At 63.9% G+C, this 19,649-nt stretch carries 22 protein-coding genes; 13 read left to right on the forward strand and 9 right to left on the reverse strand.

Annotation, left to right across the window (positions count from 1 at the left end; genetic code table 11):
* Positions 1-159: 159 nt before the first annotated feature.
* The gene (locus LB520_RS25510; RefSeq protein WP_318012143.1) at positions 160-1,050 is read left to right on the forward strand and encodes a fatty acid desaturase family protein; all 891 of its coding nucleotides are present in this window, start codon (positions 160-162) and stop codon (positions 1,048-1,050) included.
* Positions 1,051-1,063: 13 nt separating this feature from the next.
* Here LB520_RS25510 and LB520_RS25515 read toward each other — a convergent pair whose 3' ends face one another.
* The 3 genes from LB520_RS25515 to LB520_RS25525 form a co-directional block, all read right to left on the reverse strand.
* On the reverse strand, positions 1,064-3,199 hold the full coding sequence (locus tag LB520_RS25515) for a putative bifunctional diguanylate cyclase/phosphodiesterase (RefSeq protein ID WP_224639793.1): 2,136 nt from the start codon (positions 3,197-3,199) through the stop codon (positions 1,064-1,066).
* Positions 3,200-3,265: 66 nt separating this feature from the next.
* Positions 3,266-3,904 carry a YfbR-like 5'-deoxynucleotidase gene (locus LB520_RS25520; RefSeq protein ID WP_224639794.1) on the reverse strand — a complete coding sequence of 213 codons (639 nt, stop codon included), beginning with the start codon at positions 3,902-3,904 and terminating at the stop codon, positions 3,266-3,268.
* Positions 3,904-4,767, reverse strand: a complete 864-nt coding sequence (locus LB520_RS25525) for a YgfZ/GcvT domain-containing protein (RefSeq protein ID WP_224639827.1) — start codon at positions 4,765-4,767, stop codon at positions 3,904-3,906. Before LB520_RS25525 ends, LB520_RS25520 begins: the two co-directional genes overlap by 1 nt.
* Positions 4,768-4,851: 84 nt before the next feature.
* On the opposite strand from LB520_RS25525, the gene LB520_RS25530 reads away from it, so the two are divergent.
* Positions 4,852-6,183, forward strand: coding sequence for a dihydroorotase (locus tag LB520_RS25530; protein WP_224639795.1), 1,332 nt, complete (start codon positions 4,852-4,854; stop codon positions 6,181-6,183).
* Positions 6,184-6,233: 50 nt separating this feature from the next.
* Positions 6,234-6,458, forward strand: a complete 225-nt coding sequence (locus LB520_RS25535) for a hypothetical protein (protein WP_095766953.1) — start codon at positions 6,234-6,236, stop codon at positions 6,456-6,458.
* 122 nt (positions 6,459-6,580) lie between these two features.
* Here the strand turns inward: LB520_RS25535 and LB520_RS25540 are convergent, their stop codons facing one another.
* From LB520_RS25540 to LB520_RS25555, 4 genes are all read right to left on the reverse strand, one after another.
* Positions 6,581-7,369: a hypothetical protein gene (locus tag LB520_RS25540; protein WP_224639796.1), complete on the reverse strand. Its 789-nt coding sequence runs from the start codon at positions 7,367-7,369 to the stop codon at positions 6,581-6,583.
* Positions 7,370-7,493: 124 nt separating this feature from the next.
* Positions 7,494-7,751, reverse strand: coding sequence for a hypothetical protein (locus tag LB520_RS25545; RefSeq protein WP_040984202.1), 258 nt, complete (start codon positions 7,749-7,751; stop codon positions 7,494-7,496).
* A gap of 353 nt (positions 7,752-8,104) precedes the next feature.
* On the reverse strand, positions 8,105-8,482 hold the full coding sequence (locus LB520_RS25550; protein ID WP_224525208.1) for a TIGR02301 family protein: 378 nt from the start codon (positions 8,480-8,482) through the stop codon (positions 8,105-8,107).
* Positions 8,483-8,553: 71 nt separating this feature from the next.
* Positions 8,554-8,979, reverse strand: coding sequence for an NUDIX hydrolase (locus LB520_RS25555; RefSeq protein WP_140842471.1), 426 nt, complete (start codon positions 8,977-8,979; stop codon positions 8,554-8,556).
* Between the two features lie 117 nt (positions 8,980-9,096).
* Between LB520_RS25555 and LB520_RS25560 the strand changes: the two genes are divergently transcribed.
* Entirely contained in the window at positions 9,097-9,858 is a 762-nt protein-coding gene (locus LB520_RS25560) for an SOS response-associated peptidase (RefSeq protein WP_224639797.1), read from the forward strand.
* A gap of 109 nt (positions 9,859-9,967) precedes the next feature.
* Here LB520_RS25560 and LB520_RS25565 read toward each other — a convergent pair whose 3' ends face one another.
* Positions 9,968-10,123, reverse strand: coding sequence for a hypothetical protein (locus LB520_RS25565; RefSeq protein WP_095766957.1), 156 nt, complete (start codon positions 10,121-10,123; stop codon positions 9,968-9,970).
* Positions 10,124-10,515: 392 nt separating this feature from the next.
* On the opposite strand from LB520_RS25565, the gene cysS reads away from it, so the two are divergent.
* The 9 genes from cysS (at position 10,516) to LB520_RS25610 (ending at position 18,558) form a co-directional block, all read left to right on the forward strand.
* Positions 10,516-11,967, forward strand: a complete 1,452-nt coding sequence (gene cysS, locus LB520_RS25570; protein WP_224639798.1) for a cysteine--tRNA ligase — start codon at positions 10,516-10,518, stop codon at positions 11,965-11,967.
* A gap of 202 nt (positions 11,968-12,169) precedes the next feature.
* A complete protein-coding gene (locus LB520_RS25575; protein ID WP_224639799.1) occupies positions 12,170-12,568 on the forward strand; it encodes an endonuclease domain-containing protein in 399 nt (132 codons plus the stop codon).
* Complete coding sequence (locus LB520_RS25580) at positions 12,565-12,951, forward strand: VOC family protein (RefSeq protein ID WP_224639800.1); 387 nt, start codon at positions 12,565-12,567, stop codon at positions 12,949-12,951. Before LB520_RS25575 ends, LB520_RS25580 begins: the two co-directional genes overlap by 4 nt.
* A 21-nt stretch (positions 12,952-12,972) precedes the next feature.
* Positions 12,973-13,464 (forward strand): GFA family protein, encoded by a 492-nt coding sequence (locus tag LB520_RS25585; protein ID WP_095766961.1) that lies wholly within the window; start codon positions 12,973-12,975, stop codon positions 13,462-13,464.
* Positions 13,461-13,937 (forward strand): GFA family protein, encoded by a 477-nt coding sequence (locus tag LB520_RS25590; RefSeq protein ID WP_095767181.1) that lies wholly within the window; start codon positions 13,461-13,463, stop codon positions 13,935-13,937. The genes LB520_RS25585 and LB520_RS25590 overlap by 4 nt, the downstream gene beginning before the upstream one ends.
* Complete coding sequence (gene pip / locus LB520_RS25595) at positions 13,934-14,899, forward strand: prolyl aminopeptidase (protein WP_224633104.1); 966 nt, start codon at positions 13,934-13,936, stop codon at positions 14,897-14,899. The genes LB520_RS25590 and pip overlap by 4 nt, the downstream gene beginning before the upstream one ends.
* A 52-nt stretch (positions 14,900-14,951) precedes the next feature.
* Positions 14,952-16,568, forward strand: coding sequence for a citramalate synthase (gene cimA, locus LB520_RS25600; RefSeq protein WP_224639801.1), 1,617 nt, complete (start codon positions 14,952-14,954; stop codon positions 16,566-16,568).
* 311 nt (positions 16,569-16,879) lie between these two features.
* Positions 16,880-17,809 carry an EamA family transporter RarD gene (gene rarD, locus LB520_RS25605; protein ID WP_224639802.1) on the forward strand — a complete coding sequence of 310 codons (930 nt, stop codon included), beginning with the start codon at positions 16,880-16,882 and terminating at the stop codon, positions 17,807-17,809.
* Positions 17,810-17,871: 62 nt separating this feature from the next.
* Positions 17,872-18,558 carry a glutathione S-transferase gene (locus LB520_RS25610; protein ID WP_224639803.1) on the forward strand — a complete coding sequence of 229 codons (687 nt, stop codon included), beginning with the start codon at positions 17,872-17,874 and terminating at the stop codon, positions 18,556-18,558.
* Positions 18,559-18,561: 3 nt separating this feature from the next.
* On the opposite strand, the gene LB520_RS25615 is transcribed toward LB520_RS25610, so the two are convergent.
* Positions 18,562-19,557, reverse strand: coding sequence for a transporter (locus LB520_RS25615; protein WP_224639804.1), 996 nt, complete (start codon positions 19,555-19,557; stop codon positions 18,562-18,564).
* Positions 19,558-19,649 lie beyond the last annotated feature (92 nt).

The following is a 19,649-nucleotide window of genomic DNA, read 5'->3' on the forward strand; positions in this document are numbered from 1 at the left end:
CGCCGCTTCGAAGGCTTGAAGTCCGCGCAAGGAGGGAAGGGCGGCCATGGCAATCCAAAAGATAAGACTACCTTACCAATTTCGAAGAAATCCTCGTTTTTCGAAAGGTTTGTTTCTGGGTATCGTGATCTCATGAACGCAATCGACCACGACGCAGCCATCGACCATCGCTCCGTGATAGCCTCGCTGACGAATGAGGAGCGCAGCCGGCTGACTGGCAAATCGGATGGGCCGGCCCTTGTTCAGTTGGCGCTCCATCTCGGCGCGATCATCCTCCTCGGCGCGCTGATCGCGGCCAAGGTGCGTTTCTGGCCGGTCCTGATGCTGCCGCAGGGCATCCTGATCGTCTTCCTGTTCACGCTGTTGCATGAAACGGTGCACAGGACGGCGTTCGAAACGCAGTGCTTGAACGATACCGTCGCGCGCTTTTGCAGCCTGGCGCTCGCGCTGCCGGCCGACTGGTTCCGCTACTTCCATTTCGCCCATCACCGCTTCACCCAGGATCCCGAAAACGATCCGGAGCTGGCTTTCCCGAAGCCCGAGACGATGCGGCAATACATCGTCCACGTCTCTGGCCTGCCGGTGTGGTGGGGGCATTTCAAGACGCTCTACACCAATGCGATGGGGCGCTGCCGCGACACTTACGTGCCGCCAAAGGGCTTGCCGAAAGTGAAGGCCGAGGCGCGGGTGATGATCGCCTTCTATGTCGTTCTGCTGGCGCTTGCGGTCTGGTTCAGGGCCTCGGTGCTGCTCTATGTCTGGATCGTGCCGGCGCTGCTCGGCCAACCGTTCCTCAGGCTTTATCTGCTGGCCGAGCACGGCCGCTGTCCCTTCGTCGCCAACATGCTGGAAAACACCCGCACGACGCTGACCAACTGGTTCGTGCGCAAGCTCGCCTGGAACATGCCTTACCATGCCGAGCACCACGCCTATCCCGGCGTGCCTTTCCATCAGCTGCCGGAATTTCACCGCCTGATCGAGCGGCATCTCAAGGTGGTCGAGCCAGGCTATGTCAGCTTCCATGCGAAATATGTCGGGACGCTACGCTGACGGACGGTGTCACTCAGCCTGATTGGCGCAGCTGCGCCTGCGAGCGCAGCAGCCTGCCAATGTCGGACGCCTTGGCCGGCACGCCGATCAGAAAGCCTTGCGCCTCGCCGCAACCGGCTTTGCGAAGCATATCGAGCTGCGCTTCGGTCTCGACCCCTTCGGCGGTGACGGTGATGCCGAGCTCGGCGCCGAGCCTGATCACCGTGCGCACGATCGCCGCCGTGTCGCGCTTGTCGAGATCGCGGATGAAGGAGCGGTCGATCTTGATCTTGTCGACGGGGAAGCGCCGAAGGTAGCCAAGCGAGGAATAGCCGGTGCCGAAATCGTCGAGCGCGATGCGCACGCCGAGACCGCGCAACTGGCTCAGCGCCTTCAGCACCGCGTCGCTTTCGTCCATCATCACCGTCTCGGTGATTTCGAGCTCCAGGCGGTTGGCCGGCAGGCCGGAAAAGGCAAGCGCCGAGATCACGCTGCGAGCGAAGCCGCCGCTCTTGATCTGCGCGGCCGAGACATTGACGGCCATGCGCATCTCCGGCGGCCAGTTCGCCGCCACGTTGCAAGCCTTGCGCAACGCCCAATCGCCGAGCTGCACGATCAGTCCGGTTTCCTCGGCGGCGGCGATGAAGTTTTCCGGCGATACCAGGCCGCGCGACCGCGAGCGCCAGCGCATCAGGGCTTCCGCGCCGACAATTTTGCCGGAACCGATGTCGAGGATCGGCTGGAAGTCGAGTTCGAATTCGCGCCTGGACAGCGCTGCCTCGAGATCGGCCTCGAGCGCCCGGCGCTCCCGCATCAGCGCATCCATGCCCTGCTCGAAGAAGCGGTAGACGTTGCGCCCTTCGCTCTTGCCCCGGTAGAGCGCCATGTCGGCGTTGGTGAGCAGCGTGTCGGCGTCGTGTCCGTCGCCGGGATAGAGCGCGATGCCGAGGCTCACGCCAACATGCATCTCTCGCCCCTTGTCGCGATAAGGCTTGCCGACGATCTCGACGATGCGCTTTGCGAGCTTTTCGGCGTCGGCGACGCTCTTGATGCCCGACTGGATGATGGCGAATTCGTCGCCGCCGAAGCGCGCCACCACGTCCTTGCTGCTGCGCACGGCCTGCTGTAGCCGCTTGGCGACGCATTTCAGCAGCCAGTCGCCGGCCGGGTGGCCGAACGTGTCGTTGACGGCCTTGAAGCGGTCGAGGTCGAGCGAGAGGATTGCCAGCGGCTTTGCCTCGCCAAGCGCCTGGTCCAGCTTTTCGCGAAACATCGACCGGTTGGGCAGGTTGGTCAGCGTGTCGTGATGCGCAAGATGCGTCATACGCTCTTCGGTGCGCCGGCGCTCGGTGACGTCGTCGAAGGTCACCACCCAGCCACCGCCGCTCATCGGCTGACGGACAACCAGAAATGTCCTGCCGTCGGCAAGATACCGGTAAGTCGAATGCATCTGCCCCGCCCGCAGGCAAGCTTCGGTCTTGGCGACTTCGCTGTCGACATCGATCTTTGTGTAGATGCCGAGCTCCAGCAGTCGTTTGAGCGCGTCCCGGTGCGTCGTCCCGAACGGGAAATCCGCCGCGGCTACGTTGTAGAGCTCCAGAAAACGCTGATTGCGCACGATCATCTTGCCGCCGGCGTCATACATCAGCAGGCCTTGCGACATGTTGGCTAAGGCAGCGTCGAAGCGGCGGTGCTGCTCCTTCAGCTCCTTTTCGGCGCGCCGTTGCACCGTCACGTCCTCGTAGATAGAGACCCAGCCGCCGGAAGCCAGCGGCCGGTGCGAGATGACGATGATGCGCCCATCAGCCAGAGCCTCCTCATAGGTAGAGGGCTTCGCGCCGTCGATATAGGGCTTGCGGACGGCATAGAGCTCCTCGGCGCTTTGCGAGGCGATGCCGATATCGACGCTGTGCTGGAGGATGTCGAAGAAGCGGATGCCGGGCTTCATCACCTTGGCGTCGAGGCGGAAGAGGTCGATGTAGTTGCGGTTGCAGATAATCATCCGCTCATCGGCGTCGAACATGCACAGGCCATGCGACATGTTCTCGACAGCCGCCGCGAAGCGCTCGTTCTGCGCGCGAAGTTCTTCGGCTATTCGTCGCACCGGGCCAACACCGGCCGCTCTTCGCTTGCCGGCGAACGAACCAGTCTTGACATGTGCGCCGGGCATGAGCACGCCTTCGGATCGTAACCGAACGCAAATACTGTCCTGCTCGCCGGTTAATTTAGCGTTCTATTAAGGGGTGGAATTGACCGCGCGCGAAAACTGGCGCCTGGTTTCCAGCGTCTTGAAACGCCTGAGAAAAGCTGTTTGCGCCCAAGTCACGGATTTTGGTGTGAAGTCGAAGCTATCGGCGGAGAAGCCGCGCGGCCGGCCGAAATACTCGGTCGCCTCAGCGGTCGAAAAGCCGGCCAGTAGCGTCGCCTCGTAATAGGCGGCGATCTGGTCGGCGCGCTTGATGTCGTTGCGCAAGGAGGCGGCGAGTTCCGCCGGCAGCGAGAAACGCAGATGGATCGCGCGCTGCAGGCGCAGCTCGCAATCCTTGTAGGAACCGCCCATCACCGATTTGAACGGCGAGATCATGTCGCCGATGACATATTCCGGCGCATCATGCAGCAGCGCTGCGAGCCGCGCCTCGGCCGGGGCTGCAGGCGCCAGTTCACCGTAGAGAGCTTCGACCAGCAGCGAATGCTGCGCCACCGAGAAGGCATGGTCGCCTCTGGTCTGGCCGTTCCAGCGCGCGACGCGGGCGAGCCCGTGCGCGATATCGGCGATCTCGATGTCCAGCGGCGAGGGATCGAGCAGGTCGAGCCGCCGGCCGGACAGCATGCGTTGCCAGGCGCGCGGCGGCGCGCCGGCCCGGTCGGCCGCCATCAGGCCTCCTCCGCGCTGACCGCACCTTCAGGGAAGGTGTACTTCACCCAGGCGGGAATGGCGAGCCTTACCGGAATCTCGCCCGCCGTGATCGCCTCGCCGGCATCCAGCGCCGCCTTGACGCGGTCGATGCGGGCAATGGCGAGACCGGTCCGGTGGCCGACAGACCCGAGCGTGCCCACCAGTCGGCCGGCCACGGTGAGCTCGGTCCCGGCGGCGGGCAGGGGGCTATCGGCCGAAGCGATCAGCACACGGCGCCGCGCGGTGCCGCGATGCTGCATGCGCGAGACCACTTCCTGGCCGATATAGCAGCCCTTCTTGAAACCGACGCCGCCCGTCTCGTCGAGCAGAACGTCATGCGGGAAGGCATCGCCAAGCTGGTAGTCGCTGCCGCTTTCGGCAATGCCGTTGCCGATGCGCATGTTCAGCCAGCCATTCGGGTCGCCGCCGTCCCGCGCCTCGCCGCCATAAGTGCGCGTAACCGTGATATCTTGAAACCGCGTGTCGGAGAGCGCTGTTGAATCAGAACGTGAGGCGGTTGAATCATCACCCCATGCGACTGTGACAAGCACCTGATCCTGCTTGGCGATCTCGGCCTTTGCCCTTAGCCGGTAAAGCATCAGCCTGCGCACGAAGTCGTCGGCGATGTCGGCCCGGCATTCCAGTTGGAAGCCATCGTCGCCGGCGCGCGAGACCAGGAAATCGAACAGGATCTTGCCCTGCGGCGAAAGCAGTGCGCCGGGTCTCGCCTCACCGGGCGCAAGCATGTCGAGATCGGTGGTGAGGATGTTCTGCAAAAAATGCCCGGCATCGGGGCCCGACACGGAAATGAGCGCGCGGTCTTTGATTTGGGCAAAGGGCATGAGCGTGAAATCGGCCTGTCTTGCAAAACGTCCGGTCATTACGTAAGCCGGCCACACTCCCCCCGCAAGAGATTGGACCTGCCCATGGCAACCACCTTCGACCTCATCCTGACAGGCGGCACGGTGGTCAACCATGACGGCGGGGGACGGCGCGACATCGGCGTGAAGGCCGGACGCATCGCGCGGATCGGCGATCTCGGCCAGGCTTCGGCCGGCGAAACCATTGACTGCACGGGCCTGCACATCCTGCCGGGCGTCGTCGACAGCCAGGTGCATTTTCGCGAACCGGGGCTGGAGCACAAGGAGGATCTGGAAACCGGCTCCCGCGCCGCGGTGCTGGGCGGCGTCACCGCCGTCTTCGAAATGCCCAACACCAATCCGCTGACCACCAGCGAGGCAGCACTTGCCGACAAGGTGCGCCGCGCTACCGGCCGCATGCATTGCGACTTCGCCTTCTGGGTCGGCGGGACGCGCGACAATGCTCGTGATGTCGGCGAACTGGAACGGCTGCCGGGCGCGGCCGGCATAAAAGTGTTCATGGGCTCGTCCACCGGCGACCTTCTGGTCGAGGACGACGAAGGCGTCGCCTCGATCCTGCGCAACACCCGCCGCCGCTCCGCCTTTCATTCCGAGGACGAGTTCCGCCTGCGCGAACGGCTCGGCGAGCGCGTCGAGGGCGATCCGTCGTCGCATCCCGTCTGGCGCGACGAGATCGCGGCGCTGCGTTGCACGGAGCGACTGGTGCGCATCGCCAGGCAGACACGCGCGCGCATCCATGTGCTGCACATATCGACGGCCGAGGAGATCGTCTTCCTCGAGCAGCACAAGGATGTCGCGACCTGCGAGGCCACGCCGCATCATCTGACGCTGAGCGCCGACGACTATGCGCGGCTTGGCACGCTCATCCAGATGAACCCGCCGGTGCGGGCGCCACGCCATCGTGAAGGCGTCTGGCACGGCATTTCGCAGGGCATGGTCGATGTCCTTGGCTCCGACCACGCGCCGCACACGCTGGCCGAGAAGGCGAAGCCCTATCCGGCCTCGCCGTCCGGCATGACCGGCGTGCAGACGCTGGTGCCGATCATGCTCGACCACGTCAATGCCGGCCGGCTCAGCCTGCAGCGCTTTGTCGACCTTTCCAGCCATGGTCCGCAGCGCATTTTCGGCATGGCCAGGAAAGGCCGCATCGCCGCCGGCTACGATGCCGATTTCACGATCGTCGACATGAAGCGGCGCGAGACCATCACCAACGCGCAGGCCGGCTCCAGGGCCGGATGGACGCCCTATGACGGCAAAGAGGTCACCGGCTGGCCGGTCGGCACCATCGTGCGCGGCACGCGCGTCATGTGGGAAGGCGAGATCGCGACACCCGGCCAGGGCAGGGCGGTGGAGTTCTCCGAGGCGCTGCCGGCCTGATCCCGCCGACATTGGATTTGTTAAGCGCTCTGCATTATCTTGAGTAGGCTATGACCGCGAATATTGCGCCGATCATTCCTGCGGAGTTTCCTGAGCTCCAGGCGCTCGCCTGGAACCGCGATGTCGCGCGCCCTATTCCCGCGAAAGAGGCCTTTGCGCTTTACGAACGCAACTGGCGCTTTGTCGACCAAAAGCGCCTTACGGCGCGTGAGAAGCTGCTTATCATGAAATTGGCCGACGAATTCGGTCACGGCATCCTTCTGACCACTGCCTGAGCCATCGCAACAATCCTCGGCAATAGGACGATCCGCTATGGTCGTGTTTCTTCGCGCCCCCCTCTGTCCGGCAGGACAGAGGGGGGCGCTGTCCCGCCAGCCTTACCGAGTAAGGGCGAAATTCAATCCCCGGCGACGAAGAACAGCCACTGTCCCGTCGGGGTGATGCCGACGCGGTAGAAGATGTAGGCGCCGAACTGCTTCATGTCGTCATAGTCGCTGGCGGTGACCAGCTTGAACAATTCGACGCGCTGCCTGGCATCGAGCTTGTCGAGCGGCAGCGCGAAGAAATACGGCCAGACATAGAGTTCCTGCGGCGTACCGGTGTCGACATGGACGTAGCCGGCCGAAAGCACCTCTTCCAGGATGGCGAGGATTTCCTGGCCGCCGCCGTCGCCCGAAAGGCTCTTGAGGAAGGTGACCGGGTCCCCATCGATGTCGCCCAGCGACAGTTGCGTCATGGAATCGCCTTTGCCGATCAGCGGCCTCAGCTTCTCGATGTCGCCGGTCCGGCAGGCCTCGATGAGCAGCCCGTGCATGCGCTTGACTGGTTCGGGAAGCGTGTTGAGGTCGTAGACGACCGCGGGCGGCGGCGCGTCAGGGTCTGCGCGCGGGCTGGTGATGCCGCCATTGGCGGGCGGCGTCTCCGGCTCCGACTTGTCGGTGTCGTCGGCCGGCTGGCCGTCCGCGGGCTTGGTGCCGGGCGCCTCCGGCATCGGCACGGCAGCGCCGGGCGCGGCGCTGTCGCCATTGGCGGGCGGGGTGACCGGCGAAGGCACGTCCTCGCGCTGAATCTCGCTCAGCGCGTAGGAAGGCGTGCTGGTAAGGCACAGAGGCAGCGCCAGGCAGGAGGCGGCGATCAGGATGCTGAGGGCCAGCCCGCGCGGCCGACCTGACATCGAAAATCTCACCGCTTGCCTCTCCATGGTTCCCGGGCTCGGCCCGGCCGGCACATTGAATGTCCGAGCGCATGGACATGATGCCCAAACGGCGCGTCAAAAGTCACTATCAAAAAGTCGCTGTCAAAACGGGTGGCTAGTGCTTCAGCCGTTCCGGCTCGAACGCGCCGGCGATCACTTTTTCCCGCATGCGGTCGAGCAGGGCAAGCGCCGAGGTCTCGCCATTGGCGCGCAACATCTCGCCGAAAGCGGTCTCCAGCGCCGCTTCGGCTATGATTTCCGGTTCGATGCCGGCCGACAGGCCCTCGGCCCACGCTTCGCTGTGGCTCTCCACGGCAGTCAGCCGCTTTTCTTCCCTGACCAAAGCGTCGATGTCGCTGACACCATGTTCCATTGCGATATCCACTTTCTACAAGCGTCGATCCGACGAGGGATCCGGCTTGGTCTGTCAGTTCGTCCGCAGTCTCAATTAAGTCTTTGTAAATACGACATTTTTACGGTCGAAATCCACATTCCGGGCGAGACTGCCCTCAATTGATGCCAAGCTTAGCCGATTAGACCGGCTTGGGGCATCGAAACCTTCAGTTTGAGTTAATTCCACAGGTGCGCGCTAACGTTTCATTAATACTGTTGCGCAAGTGCAACACATGATTGCACCAGAGCGGGACAGGACACAATAAGGCACGTCACATTGGTGCCGATTGCCCGCAACAAATCTGCCCAAAACGCGCAGCGGCCGAGCCGGGCTCAATTGCCGTAGCGGGAGGCGATGTCGCGCGACAGCGTCTCGCCTTCCTTCATGTAACGCGCGATGGCCTCGGTCGCCGAAGGCGTGCATCGCGTGTAGGTGCCGCTGAAGGAGCGGTAGCCGCGGTTGAACGAGGCGATGAAGCGGGCGCGTCGGTCAGGATCGGGATTTTCCGATTCGAGCAGCTTTTCCATCTCGACCCGCCACTTGTCGCCCTTCTCGCCACACAGGTTGCGCAGGAAGTGCAGCGATCCCAGGACTTCCGCCAGCCGCATCAGCCCGGGCTCGAAAGGCGCCTCGGCGGCGGGCGCCGGGGACGCTGCGACGGTCATGCTGACGGCGAGGCACGCGGCGAGAAAAGCGGGAGCGCGGGTCATCAAAGCCTTGCGGTGAAAGGGCAGGGCTTTGTGGCGAAACATTTCCTCGCCTGCAAGGCCATTCTGGATGCTCACCGCCTTGTGCCTTGCGCTGACCCAAGCAATTCCTCGGCGACCGAGAACACGTCGCCCGCCAGCGGCATTCCTGCCATTTCCGCCAGCGTGTAGAACGCAGCGGTCTCGGCATCGTCGCTGGCAACGGGCTCGCCGCCGGCATAGGCAGCGCCGAACACGGTCAGCAGGTAGTCGACCGCGTGGTTTTCAGCATGGCCGTCGATATGGATGTCGCGTAGCGGCCGGTAGCCTGTTGCCTCGAGCCCGGTCTCTTCCTGCAACTCGCGCGCCGCGGCTTGCGCAAGCGTTTCGCCCGGCTCGACCTTGCCGCCGGGATAGGCATAGAGCCCTTGCGACGGCGCCCGCGCGCGCTTGACCAGAAGCACGGTGCCGCCGCGCACGACGGCGACGGAAACGGCCGGTATGATCTTGCGCTGTTCCATGCGTGCCGATCTTTCTGCAGCCTTTTGTGGACCGATTGGGCGAATCCAGCTTTAGCCGTTGCAGCCTGGCGGTTCCATCGCCACTTTCGTGGCACGTCAATCGAAGAACCCAGATCCATGTGCGGACGCTTTGCCCTGACCGCCACGCCGGACCAGACCGCCGCCTTGCTCGGCCTGGCCGAACTGGAGGAATTTCCGGCGCGCTACAACATCGCGCCGACGCAGCCGGTGCTGATGGCGCTTGCCGGGCCGCAACGGGAGCCGGGCTCGAACCTGCCGGATCGTCAGGCGATGCTGGTGCGCTGGGGCCTGATTCCTACCTGGGTCGAGGACACAAAGGCGTTTCCGCTGCTCATCAACGCCCGCTCCGAAGGCGTGCTGCAAAAGGCTTCGTTCAAAGCCGCCATGCGCCACCGCCGTGCTCTGGTGCCGGCCTCCGGCTTTTACGAATGGCAGCAGTCGGGCGGCAAAAAGGGCCAGCCCTACTGGATCCGGCCGAAGCGAGGTGGGGTGATTGCCTTCGCGGGCCTGATCGAGACTTACTCCGAACCTGGCGGTTCCGAGATGGATACCGGCGCGATCATCACGACCGAGGCCAATGCCGGCATTGCCCATATCCATGACCGCATGCCCGTGGTGATCGAGGAGCGCGACTTCGCCCGCTGGCTCGATTGCCGCATGCAGGAGCCGCGCGACGTGCTCGACCTATTGAAGCCCGCCGAGCCCGATTTCTTCGAGGCGATTCCGGTTTCAGACCTGGTCAACAAGGTCGCCAACACCGGGCCGGAGATTCAGGAACGGGGCGTCGTCGGGCCACAGGCCGAGAAGGTCAGGCGCCAGAAGCCCGGCGCGGACGAAAACCAGATGACGCTCTTTTAGCGAAGGCTGCTCGCCTCGAGAGGCTGCTTTGGGGCCTTCATCTCCAGGGCGCTTGTTGCGCCCTCATCGCCGGCGTCCCCATGGTCGGGGACCGTGCCGGTCGTTCTTGTCAGGCGGCGCGCGGCGAGACGATCTTCTGCGTCGGCTTCTTCTTCTTCGCGGTGTGAAGAAGCGCTGCGACGATGGCCGCCGGGCCGATCGCGCGGTAGTGGCTGGCGAGAGCCGGCTGCGTTTGTCGGTCCTGTTCCTGCTTGGTGCGAGCCATGATTCTCTCCCTGATAACGGTTTCGTGTTCAGCGTTTGTCGGCTGATTCCGACCAAATCGTGACTTCTGGCGGTCTAGTCGGCGAATGTTTCATCACTGTGCCGACATGTTTAATAAAATGTTTCGGCCTGTCTTTACCTGTGACCCAACGACATGTTTCCTGAGCGGAGCGACTTGACGGCAACACCCGCCGGCGCGATAAAGCCGCCCATGAAAACGTCTTTCGCCATTTGTGGCATTTGCATTATTGGCTAGCCTCGCGCTGGTCCGGACGTTTTCGCCTCATCTTTCCCCAGATCGGAAAAAACGCCCCGGCCAGCAGGCTGGAGCCTGATTTGCGCCGTCGGCGCAGAGCCGGTTCCAGTGAACCCAAATTAAGGACCGGGAACCGCATGTCGGACGCATCGAAGGGCCTCAGCCTCTACAACACGCTGACGCGGGCGAAGGAACTTTTCGTTCCGATCGATCCGCACAACGTGCGCATGTATGTCTGCGGCCCGACCGTCTACGACTTTGCCCATATCGGCAATGCGCGTCCGGCGATCGTCTTCGACGTGCTCTTCCGCCTGTTGCGCCATCTCTACGGCGAAAGCCATGTCACGTATGTGCGCAACATCACGGATGTCGACGACAAGATAAATGCCAGGGCGTTGCGCGACTTCGGCGACGACATCGCGGCCGGAAAGCTGTCGCTCAACGATGCGATCCGCAAGGTCACAGAAAAGACCGCCGGCCAGTACCACAAGGATGTCGCGGCACTCGGCTGCCTGCAGCCGACCTACGAGCCGCGCGCCACCGAGTTTGTCGCGCCGCGTGCCGACGGCAAGGCCGACATGCTCTCGCTGATCCGGCAGCTGATCGAACGCGGCCACGCCTATGTCGCCGCAGGCGAGGTGCTGTTCGACACCGCCTCGATGCCGGACTATGGCGAGCTCTCGAAGCGCAATCTCGACGAGCAGCAGGCGGGCGCGCGCATCGCTGTCGACGCGCACAAGAAGAACCCCGGCGATTTCGTGCTGTGGAAACTGTCGAGCCCCGAAGAGCCGGGCTGGGAGAGCCCGTGGGGCAGGGGCCGGCCCGGCTGGCACATCGAATGCTCGGCCATGTCGGCCGCCTATCTTGGCGAGGTCTTCGACATTCATGGCGGCGGGCTGGACCTGATTTTCCCCCACCACGAGAACGAGATCGCCCAGTCGCGCTGCGCCCACGGCACCAAGGTCATGGCCAATGTGTGGATGCACAACGGCTTCCTGCAGGTCGAGGGCCAGAAGATGTCGAAGAGCCTCGGCAACTTCTTCTCGATCCACGAGCTGCTGGAGACCGAGACTTTCGGCGGCCGCGCCTGGCCGGGCGAGGTGCTCAGGCTGGCGATGCTGATGACGCATTACCGCGAGCCGATCGACTTCTCCGTGCGCAAGCTTGAGGAAGCCGAAAACACGCTGCGCAAATGGAAGCGCGCGGCAGACCTCGCGCCTGTGGCGGCAGAAGAATTGCCGGCCGAGGTGGTGGAAGCGCTGTCGGACGACCTCGCCACCTACACCGCCTTCCAGCGGCTGACGCAGCTCGCCGGCGAGGCGGTTGAGCACACCGGTGCCAATGAGAATACTGCCGCCGCTTCGCTGAAGACTGCGCTGGCCTTCCTCGGCTTCGATACGGGCGCGGCCAAGGTGGACGAGGAAGCGATCGCCAAGGCGATCGCCGATCGGCTGAAGTTTATCGCTGCCAAGAACTGGGCCGAGGGTGATCGAATCCGCAACGAGCTCCTGGCGCAGGGCGTGCAGCTGAAGGACGGCAAGGATCCGGTTACCGGCGAGCGCGTGACGACCTGGGAGATCAAGCGGTGAGGACGGATGTTCCTTTAGTGGAGAGGTTGGCGCGAGGCGCCCCCCTCTGCCCTGCCGGGCATCTCCCCCTCAAGGGGGGAGATCAGCAGCTTCGGCGACAGCGTCCCATCTCCAACGTTGGCGATTGGCGAAAGGCTAGGCGACATCCAATCTCCCCCCTTGAGGGGGAGATGTCCGGCAGGACAGAGAGGGGGGCCTCGCGATGACCCATCATCGGGTATCTCCCGCCAATCGCGGCAATGCGCGCAAGATGCGCAAGGCAATGACTGATGCCGAACTGAAGCTCTGGAACGAGATCAGGGCACATAGGCTCATGGGCCTGTCATTCCGACGCCAAATGCCTATCGCAGGATACATCGTCGACTTTGCCTGCCCCGACAAAAAGCTGATCGTCGAGATCGACGGCTCTCAGCACGCCCTTGAAGAAGTTTCGGCTTCCGACGCAGCACGAAGCACGAAGCTCGAAGCTTTAGGCTGGACCATCCTGCGCTTCTGGAACGACGACGTGATCCGCGATATCGACAATGCCTGCAAGCACATCGTCATCGTGGCCGGCCTGGCCGATGCGCCCGCGCCACAAACGGAGGAGCTCGTCCCGTGATCGATCATCTCGGCGTCAATGTATCCGACTTCGATAAATCCAAGTCTTTCTACGACAAGGCGATGGCACCGCTGGGGGCTTCGCTGCTTTACATGGTGCCGGAAGAATATACCGGCGGCGCCAAGGTTGGCGGTTATGGCCGCGACCGGCCGGTGTTCTGGCTGAGCGATAGCAGGGACAAGCCCAAATCCACTCAGCATGTCGCCTTCACCGCACGCAGCCGCGCCGAGGTCGACGCTTTCCATGCAGCAGCGCTTGCCGCAGGCGGCAAGGACAATGGTGGGCCGGGCCTGAGGCCGCACTACCACCCCAATTATTACGGCGCCTTCGTCTTCGATCCCGACGGCAACAATGTCGAGGCGGTCTGCCATGATGCGGAGTAAGCCCATGACCAGGAGTGACCGATGAGCCTCGACAACCGGCCGGTCTATACAGGCGGCTGCCAGTGCGGCGCCGTGCGCTTCCGCGTCGAGGGCGCGCTGGGTGACGCTTCGGTCTGCCATTGCCGCATGTGCCAGAAGGCGAGCGGCAATTTCTATCTGCCGCTGGTCTCGGTGCGCGGCGCCACGCTCGACTGGACGCGCGGCGAGCCGAAGCGCTTCCGCTCGTCCAACGCCGTCTGGCGTGGCTTCTGCGCCGAATGCGGAACGCCGCTGACTTTCGAGGCACCGGATGGCACAGCACTGGCGATCGCCGCCTTCGATGATCCGACCGGCATCGCGCCCACCATCCAGTGGGGCATCGAAGCAAAGCTTCCCTATGTCGACGCCATCCCCAAACTGCCGTCCGAGGACACGATGGCCGATATCGCGTCTGCGCCTTACCTGGCCGAGCTCGTCTCCTATCAGCATCCCGATCACGACACCGACCAATGGCCGCCGGAGGAAAGACCATGACCGATCAAGTTCGAACAGGCGGCTGCCAGTGCGGCGCCGTACGTTTCCGCGTCCACGGCAAGCTCGGGCGCCCGTCCATCTGCCATTGCCGCATGTGCCAGAAACAGTTCGGCAATTTCTTCGGCGCGCTGGTGACGGTGCCGAAGGACGGCGTCGAGTGGACCCATGAGGAGCCGAGCTACTTTCAGTCCTCGGTCAACATCGACCGCGGCTTCTGCGCCCGCTGCGGCACGCCGCTGACCTATCGCCAGCCCGGCTCGCTGGAGATCGCCATCGGCGCTTTCGACGACCGCTCCGACCTCGCGCCGCAGATCCAGGTGAATTACGCGGTTCGCCTACCCTGGGTGGAAAAGATCTTCGAGGCGCCGATCCTTGACGACCCCGACTTCTATCGGCGGCAGGAGCAGATCATCTCCTTCCAGCATCCCGACCACGAGACGGCCAACTGGCCGCAGCAGGGCTTGAAACTATGACGATCCACAGCGGTTCCTTGCGTACGCTCTACCCCGAGATCGAGCCGTTCGATTCCGGCATGCTCGACGTCGGCGACGGCCACACCGTCTATTGGGAGCGCTGCGGCACCAAGGGCGCCAAACCCGCCGTGTTCCTGCATGGCGGCCCGGGCGGCACCATCTCGCCGAAACACCGGCGCCTGTTCGACCCGAAACTCTATGACGTCATCCTGTTCGACCAGCGCGGTTGCGGCAAGTCGACACCCAACGCCTCGCTGGAGGCGAACACCACCTGGCACCTCGTCGCCGATATCGAGCGCCTGCGCGAGATGGCCGGCTTCGACAAATGGTTGGTGTTCGGCGGCTCCTGGGGTTCGACGCTGGCGCTCGCCTATGCCGAGACGCATCCCGAGCGCGTCAGCGAACTCGTCGTGCGCGGCATCTACACGCTGACCCGCGCCGAGCTCGAATGGTATTATCAGTTCGGCGTCTCCGAGATGTTCCCCGACAAATGGGAGCGCTTCCTGGCGCCGATCCCGGAGGCCGAGCGCGGCGACATGATGGCCGCCTATCGCAAGCGGCTGGTCGGCTCCGACCGCAATGCTCAGGTTCAGGCCGCCCGTGCCTGGAGCATCTGGGAAGGCGAGACGATCACGCTGCTTCCCGAGCCCGAGACCAGCGACCCGTTCGCCCAGGAAGACTACGCGATCGCCTTCGCCCGTATCGAGAACCACTATTTCGTCCACGCCGGCTGGCTGGAGGAGGGGCAGCTGCTGCGCGACGCCTGGAAGCTGAAGGACATCCCCGGCACCATCGTCCACGGCCGCTATGACATGCCGTGCCCGGCGAAATATGCCTGGGCGCTGCACAAGGCCTGGCCGAAGGCTGATTTCCACCTCATCGAGGGGGCAGGCCACGCCTATTCGGAGCCCGGGATACTGGACCGGCTGATCCGGGCGACCGATCGGTTCGCGGGGAAATAGTGATGCACGTCGCTCTCCACGGCGAAGGATCGCAGCCTTTCGAGCTACAGCCATGACCAAGCAACGCCTTTACCTCTTCGACACGACTCTTCGCGACGGCCAGCAGACGCCAGGCATCGACTTTTCCGTCGAGGACAAGATCGCGATCGCCAAGCTGCTCGACGACTTCGGCATCGACTATGTCGAGGGCGGCTATCCGGGCGCCAACCCGACCGACACGACGTTTTTCCAGAAGAAACGCACTGAGAGCGCGAAATTCGTCGCCTTCGGCATGACGAAGCGGCCGGGGGTCTCGGCTTCCAACGACCCGGGGCTGGCCGCGCTGGTGCAGTCGAAGTCGGACGCCATCTGCTTCGTCGCCAAGAGTTGGGACTATCATGTGCGCGTTGCGCTCGGCTGCACCAACGAGGAGAATCTCGAATCGATCAAGGCCTCGGTCGAGGCGGCGGTCGCTTCGGCCAAGGAGGCCATGGTCGACTGCGAGCATTTCTTCGACGGCTTCAAGGCCAATCCGGATTACGCGCTGGCCTGCGCCAAAATCGCCTACGATGCCGGCGCGCGCTGGGTGGTGCTGTGCGACACCAATGGCGGCACGCAGCCTTCGGAAGTACGTGCCATCGTCGAAAAGGTCATCGCCGGCGGCATCCCGGGCGATCATCTCGGCATCCATGCCCATGACGACACCGGCCAGGCGGTGGCGAATTCCCTCGCCGCCGTCGAAGCCGGCGTGCGTCAGATCCAGGGCACGCTGAACGGCATCGGCGAGCGCTGCGGCAACGCCAATCTCATCTCCATCATCCCGACGCTTTCGCTGAAGCCCGCCTTCGCCGATCGTTTCGAAACCGGCATTTCGACCGAGGCGCTGACCGGAATCTCCAGGCTCTCCCGCGCCTTCGACGAATTGCTCAACCGGGCGCCGGAAGCGCAGGCACCCTATGTCGGCTCCTCCGCCTTCGCCACCAAGGCCGGTATCCACGCCTCGGCCCTGGCCAAGGAGCCGGCGACCTATGAGCATGTGCCGCCGGAAGCCGTCGGCAACCGCCGTCGCGTCATGGTCTCGGACCAGGGCGGCAAGGCCAATTTCCTCGCCGAGCTGAAGCGGCGCGGCATCGACGTGCCGAAGGACGATCACCGGCTCGACGCGCTGATTGCAGTGGTCAAGGAGCGCGAGGCTGAGGGCTATGCCTATGAGGGCGCCGACGCCTCGTTCGAGCTGCTTGCCCGCAAGATGCTGCACGGCCTGCCGGAGTTCTTCAACGTCACCTCCTTCCGCTGCATGGTCGAGCGCCGCTTCGACGCCAACGGCAATCTGAAGACCGTCTCCGAGGCGATCGTGAAGGTCGAGGTCGACGGCGAGGAGAAGATGTCGGTGGCCGAAGGCCACGGCCCGGTCAACGCGCTCGACATCGCGCTGCGCAAGGATCTCGGCAAGTACCAGAGCGAGATCGTCGACCTCGAGCTCGCCGACTTCAAAGTGCGCATCCTCAACGGCGGCACCGAGGCCATCACTCGCGTCCTCGTCGAATCGCACGATTCCACTGGAGCCCGCTGGTGGACGGTCGGCGTGTCGGAAAACATCATCGACGCCTCCTTCCAGGCGCTGATGGATTCGATCGTCTACAAGCTGATGAAGAACCGCGAGATGGCGGGACTGGTGGCGGCGGAGTAGGCCGCCGCCCTTCCTCGCCCCCACAAAGTGGGGGAGAGGTGTCCCGGCGCAGCCGGGACGGAGAGGGGGCGACCTTCGCGAAGCCAGAGTCAATGCAAGAGAGGGCGCGAGGTTGGTCACCAGAATGCTTACCCGAAGCGGTGATTGTCAGCCGCGGCGCTGACCCCTCTCCGTCCCGGCTTCGCCGGGCCACCTCTCCCCACTCCGTGGGGCGAGGAACTGCGACTTCCTTGAACCATCACCAAAACTCCATTGATCCATCATAATTTTGTGATGGTCTTGGGCGCTCCGCTGGGCCATAGCGTTAGGCCATGGTCACCGCTACAGTCGATCTCGATCAGGATGCCAAAGGCCGCCGCGGCTTCCTCCTGGCACTTGGCGCCTATTTCCTTTGGGGGCTCTTGCCCTTCTACATGAAGGCGGTGGCGCATCTGCCGCTTGCCGAGGTGATCGCCAACCGCGTCGTCTGGTCAGTGCCGATCGCCGCGGCGGTGCTCATCTGGGCCGGCCGCACCGCCGACTTCAAGGCGGCGATCCGCTCGCCGAAAAGCCTTGCCATGGCTGCGCTGACGGCAGTGCTGATCTCGATCAACTGGGGCATCTATGTCTGGGCGATCGCGGTCGACCGCACCGTCGAGACGGCGCTCGGCTATTACATCAACCCGCTGGTCAGCGTCGTCGTCGGCGCCGTTCTGCTCGGCGAACGGCTCGACAGGCTGCAGATCGCCGCGGTGGCGCTCGCCACGATCGCGGTGACGGTGCTCACAGTCGAGGCCGGCAAATTGCCATGGGTATCGCTGGCGCTCGCCTTCTCCTTTGCCGCCTACGGTTTTTTCCGCAAGACGCTGCCGATCGGCCCGAGCCAGGGCTTCCTGCTCGAAGTGCTTTTGCTGTCGGTGCCGGCGCTCTGCTACATCGTCTACCTGATCGCCACCGGCCAGGATCATTTCATCTCCAGCACGGGTGCCGACGCGGCCTTGCTGATCGGCTGCGGTCCGGTCACCGCAGTGCCGTTGCTGCTGTTTGCCTTCGGCGCCAGGCTGCTGCGCCTGTCCACCATCGGCATCATGCAATATATCGCGCCGACCATGGTCTTCCTGATCGCCGTGCTGATCTTCGATGAACCGTTCGGCACCACCCAGGCCATAGCCTTCGCGCTGATCTGGACGGCGCTGGCGATGTATTCATGGTCGATGTTCAGGGGCCGCGAGGTCCGCCAGCCGGAGCCCGCGATAAAGTAGCTTCCAGGGAAAGTTCGAGACAGTTTTCCGTCTAGGGTTGCATCAAACAGGGCAGGGGACTGATGTACGTTCTGCATATCGGCAACAAGAACTATTCGTCCTGGTCGCTGCGGCCGTGGTTGCTGATGCGCGTCCTCGACATTCCCTTCGAGGAGCGGTTGGCGCCGTTCCCGAGCGGATCGAGTTTCGATCTCTACCGACAATTCTCGCCCAACGGCCGGGTGCCCTGCCTTATCGATGACGGCTGGGCGGTCTGGGATTCGCTCTCGATCGTCGAATACCTGGCCGAACGCCACCAGGGCGTGTGGCCGGCGGAGGCGAAGGCGCGCGCGTGGGCGCGCTCGGCCGCCGCCGAGATGCATTCGAGCTTCACCGCGATGCGCAATGACTGCCCGATGAGCTGCGGCGTGCGCGTCGCGCCATTGCCGATGTCCGGCGCGCTGAAGCAAGACATCTTCCGCATGGGAGATTTGTGGAACTACGGCCTTGCGCGTTTCGGCGGACCTTTCCTGGCCGGCGACCGTTTCGGCGCCGTTGATGCCTTCTTTGCTCCCATCGCATTCAGGGCGCAGTCCTATGGCCTGACTTTCGAAGGCGAAGCGGCTAACTATCCGCGGCGGCTGCTCGATCTACCGGCCATGCGCGAATGGTACGCGGCCGGACTTGCCGAGACGTGGCGCGAGCCTGGCCACGAAGCCGAAGTCCGTGCCGCCGGCACCATCGTCGAGGATTTGCGGGCAACAGCTTGATGGTCAGACCCGCCCGAGCCGTCGCACGAACATGTAGATGATGCCGGCGATGACGACCGAGATCGCCGTCACCACCCAGAATCCCTGCGGCGTGCCGACGAGCGGCAATCCGCCGACATTCATGCCGAACAGGCCGGAGATGATGGTCATCGGCAACAGCACCGCCGTCATGACGGAGAGGATATAGAGCAACTGGTTCGACTGCTCGGTCAGCTTGGCCATCAGCTCGTCCTGCAACAGGCGTGTGCGCGCCTGCAGTTGCTCGCCGTCGTGATGCAGCGTGTGCGCCCGGTGCGAGAGCCTGGTCGCCATGTCGTTGATGGGATCGGGCAGTTCGTTGCGATGCGAATGGTCGAGATGGCGGAAGAGGCTGGTGAGCGTCGCCATCTGCCGGTGGATCAGCACCAGCTGCCGGCGCGCGTCGACCAGCGCCTGGCGCTCATTGTGCCATGCATCGCACACGATGCGGTCCTCGATGCCGTCGAGCCTGTCGCCCATCTTGTCGAGCTCGGCCGCCATGCCGTCGAGCGACTGGCCCATCACCGCCTCGATCAGCTCGGCCGGCGTGCGGAATTTTCGCGCGCCGCTCTCTACCAGCTTGCGGATCTTGTCGACCGATTCCAGCGGCTGCTTGCGGGCGCCGATCAGCATCCTGTCGTTGAAGGCGAAGCGGAAATGGGTGAGCCCGCGCGCCTCGGCGAAATCGTGCCTGAGGTCGGGCAGGTCGCCATAGAGGAAGTCGTCTTCGAAATCGATCTGGCAGCCATGGCTGGGCAACAGGAAGGCATCGCGCACCGGCGCCGGCAGGGCCTGCTCGGCGCTGATCTCCTGGCGGGCGCGCATGTCGGTGATCTGGTAGCTGCGCCAGCTCCAATGCGCCTCCGCTGGATCCATGGTGCGGCTCCCATCGGCCTTGAAATGGTAGATGAAGAACAGCCCGTGCTCGTCCGGCAAATAGGGCGAGAGGTCGGTGCCTTCGGCGGGGAGGGCGATGTTCATGGCGGCTTCGCCGGCTCTTGATGCGGTCGGGGCCGCGGGGGCGGCCACGGCAAACCTACCATGGAGGTTGCCGCCTGGTGTGACAGTTGGAT

It is taken from the genome of Mesorhizobium sp. CA12, assembly GCF_020165255.1.
Lineage (GTDB): Bacteria > Pseudomonadota > Alphaproteobacteria > Rhizobiales > Rhizobiaceae > Mesorhizobium.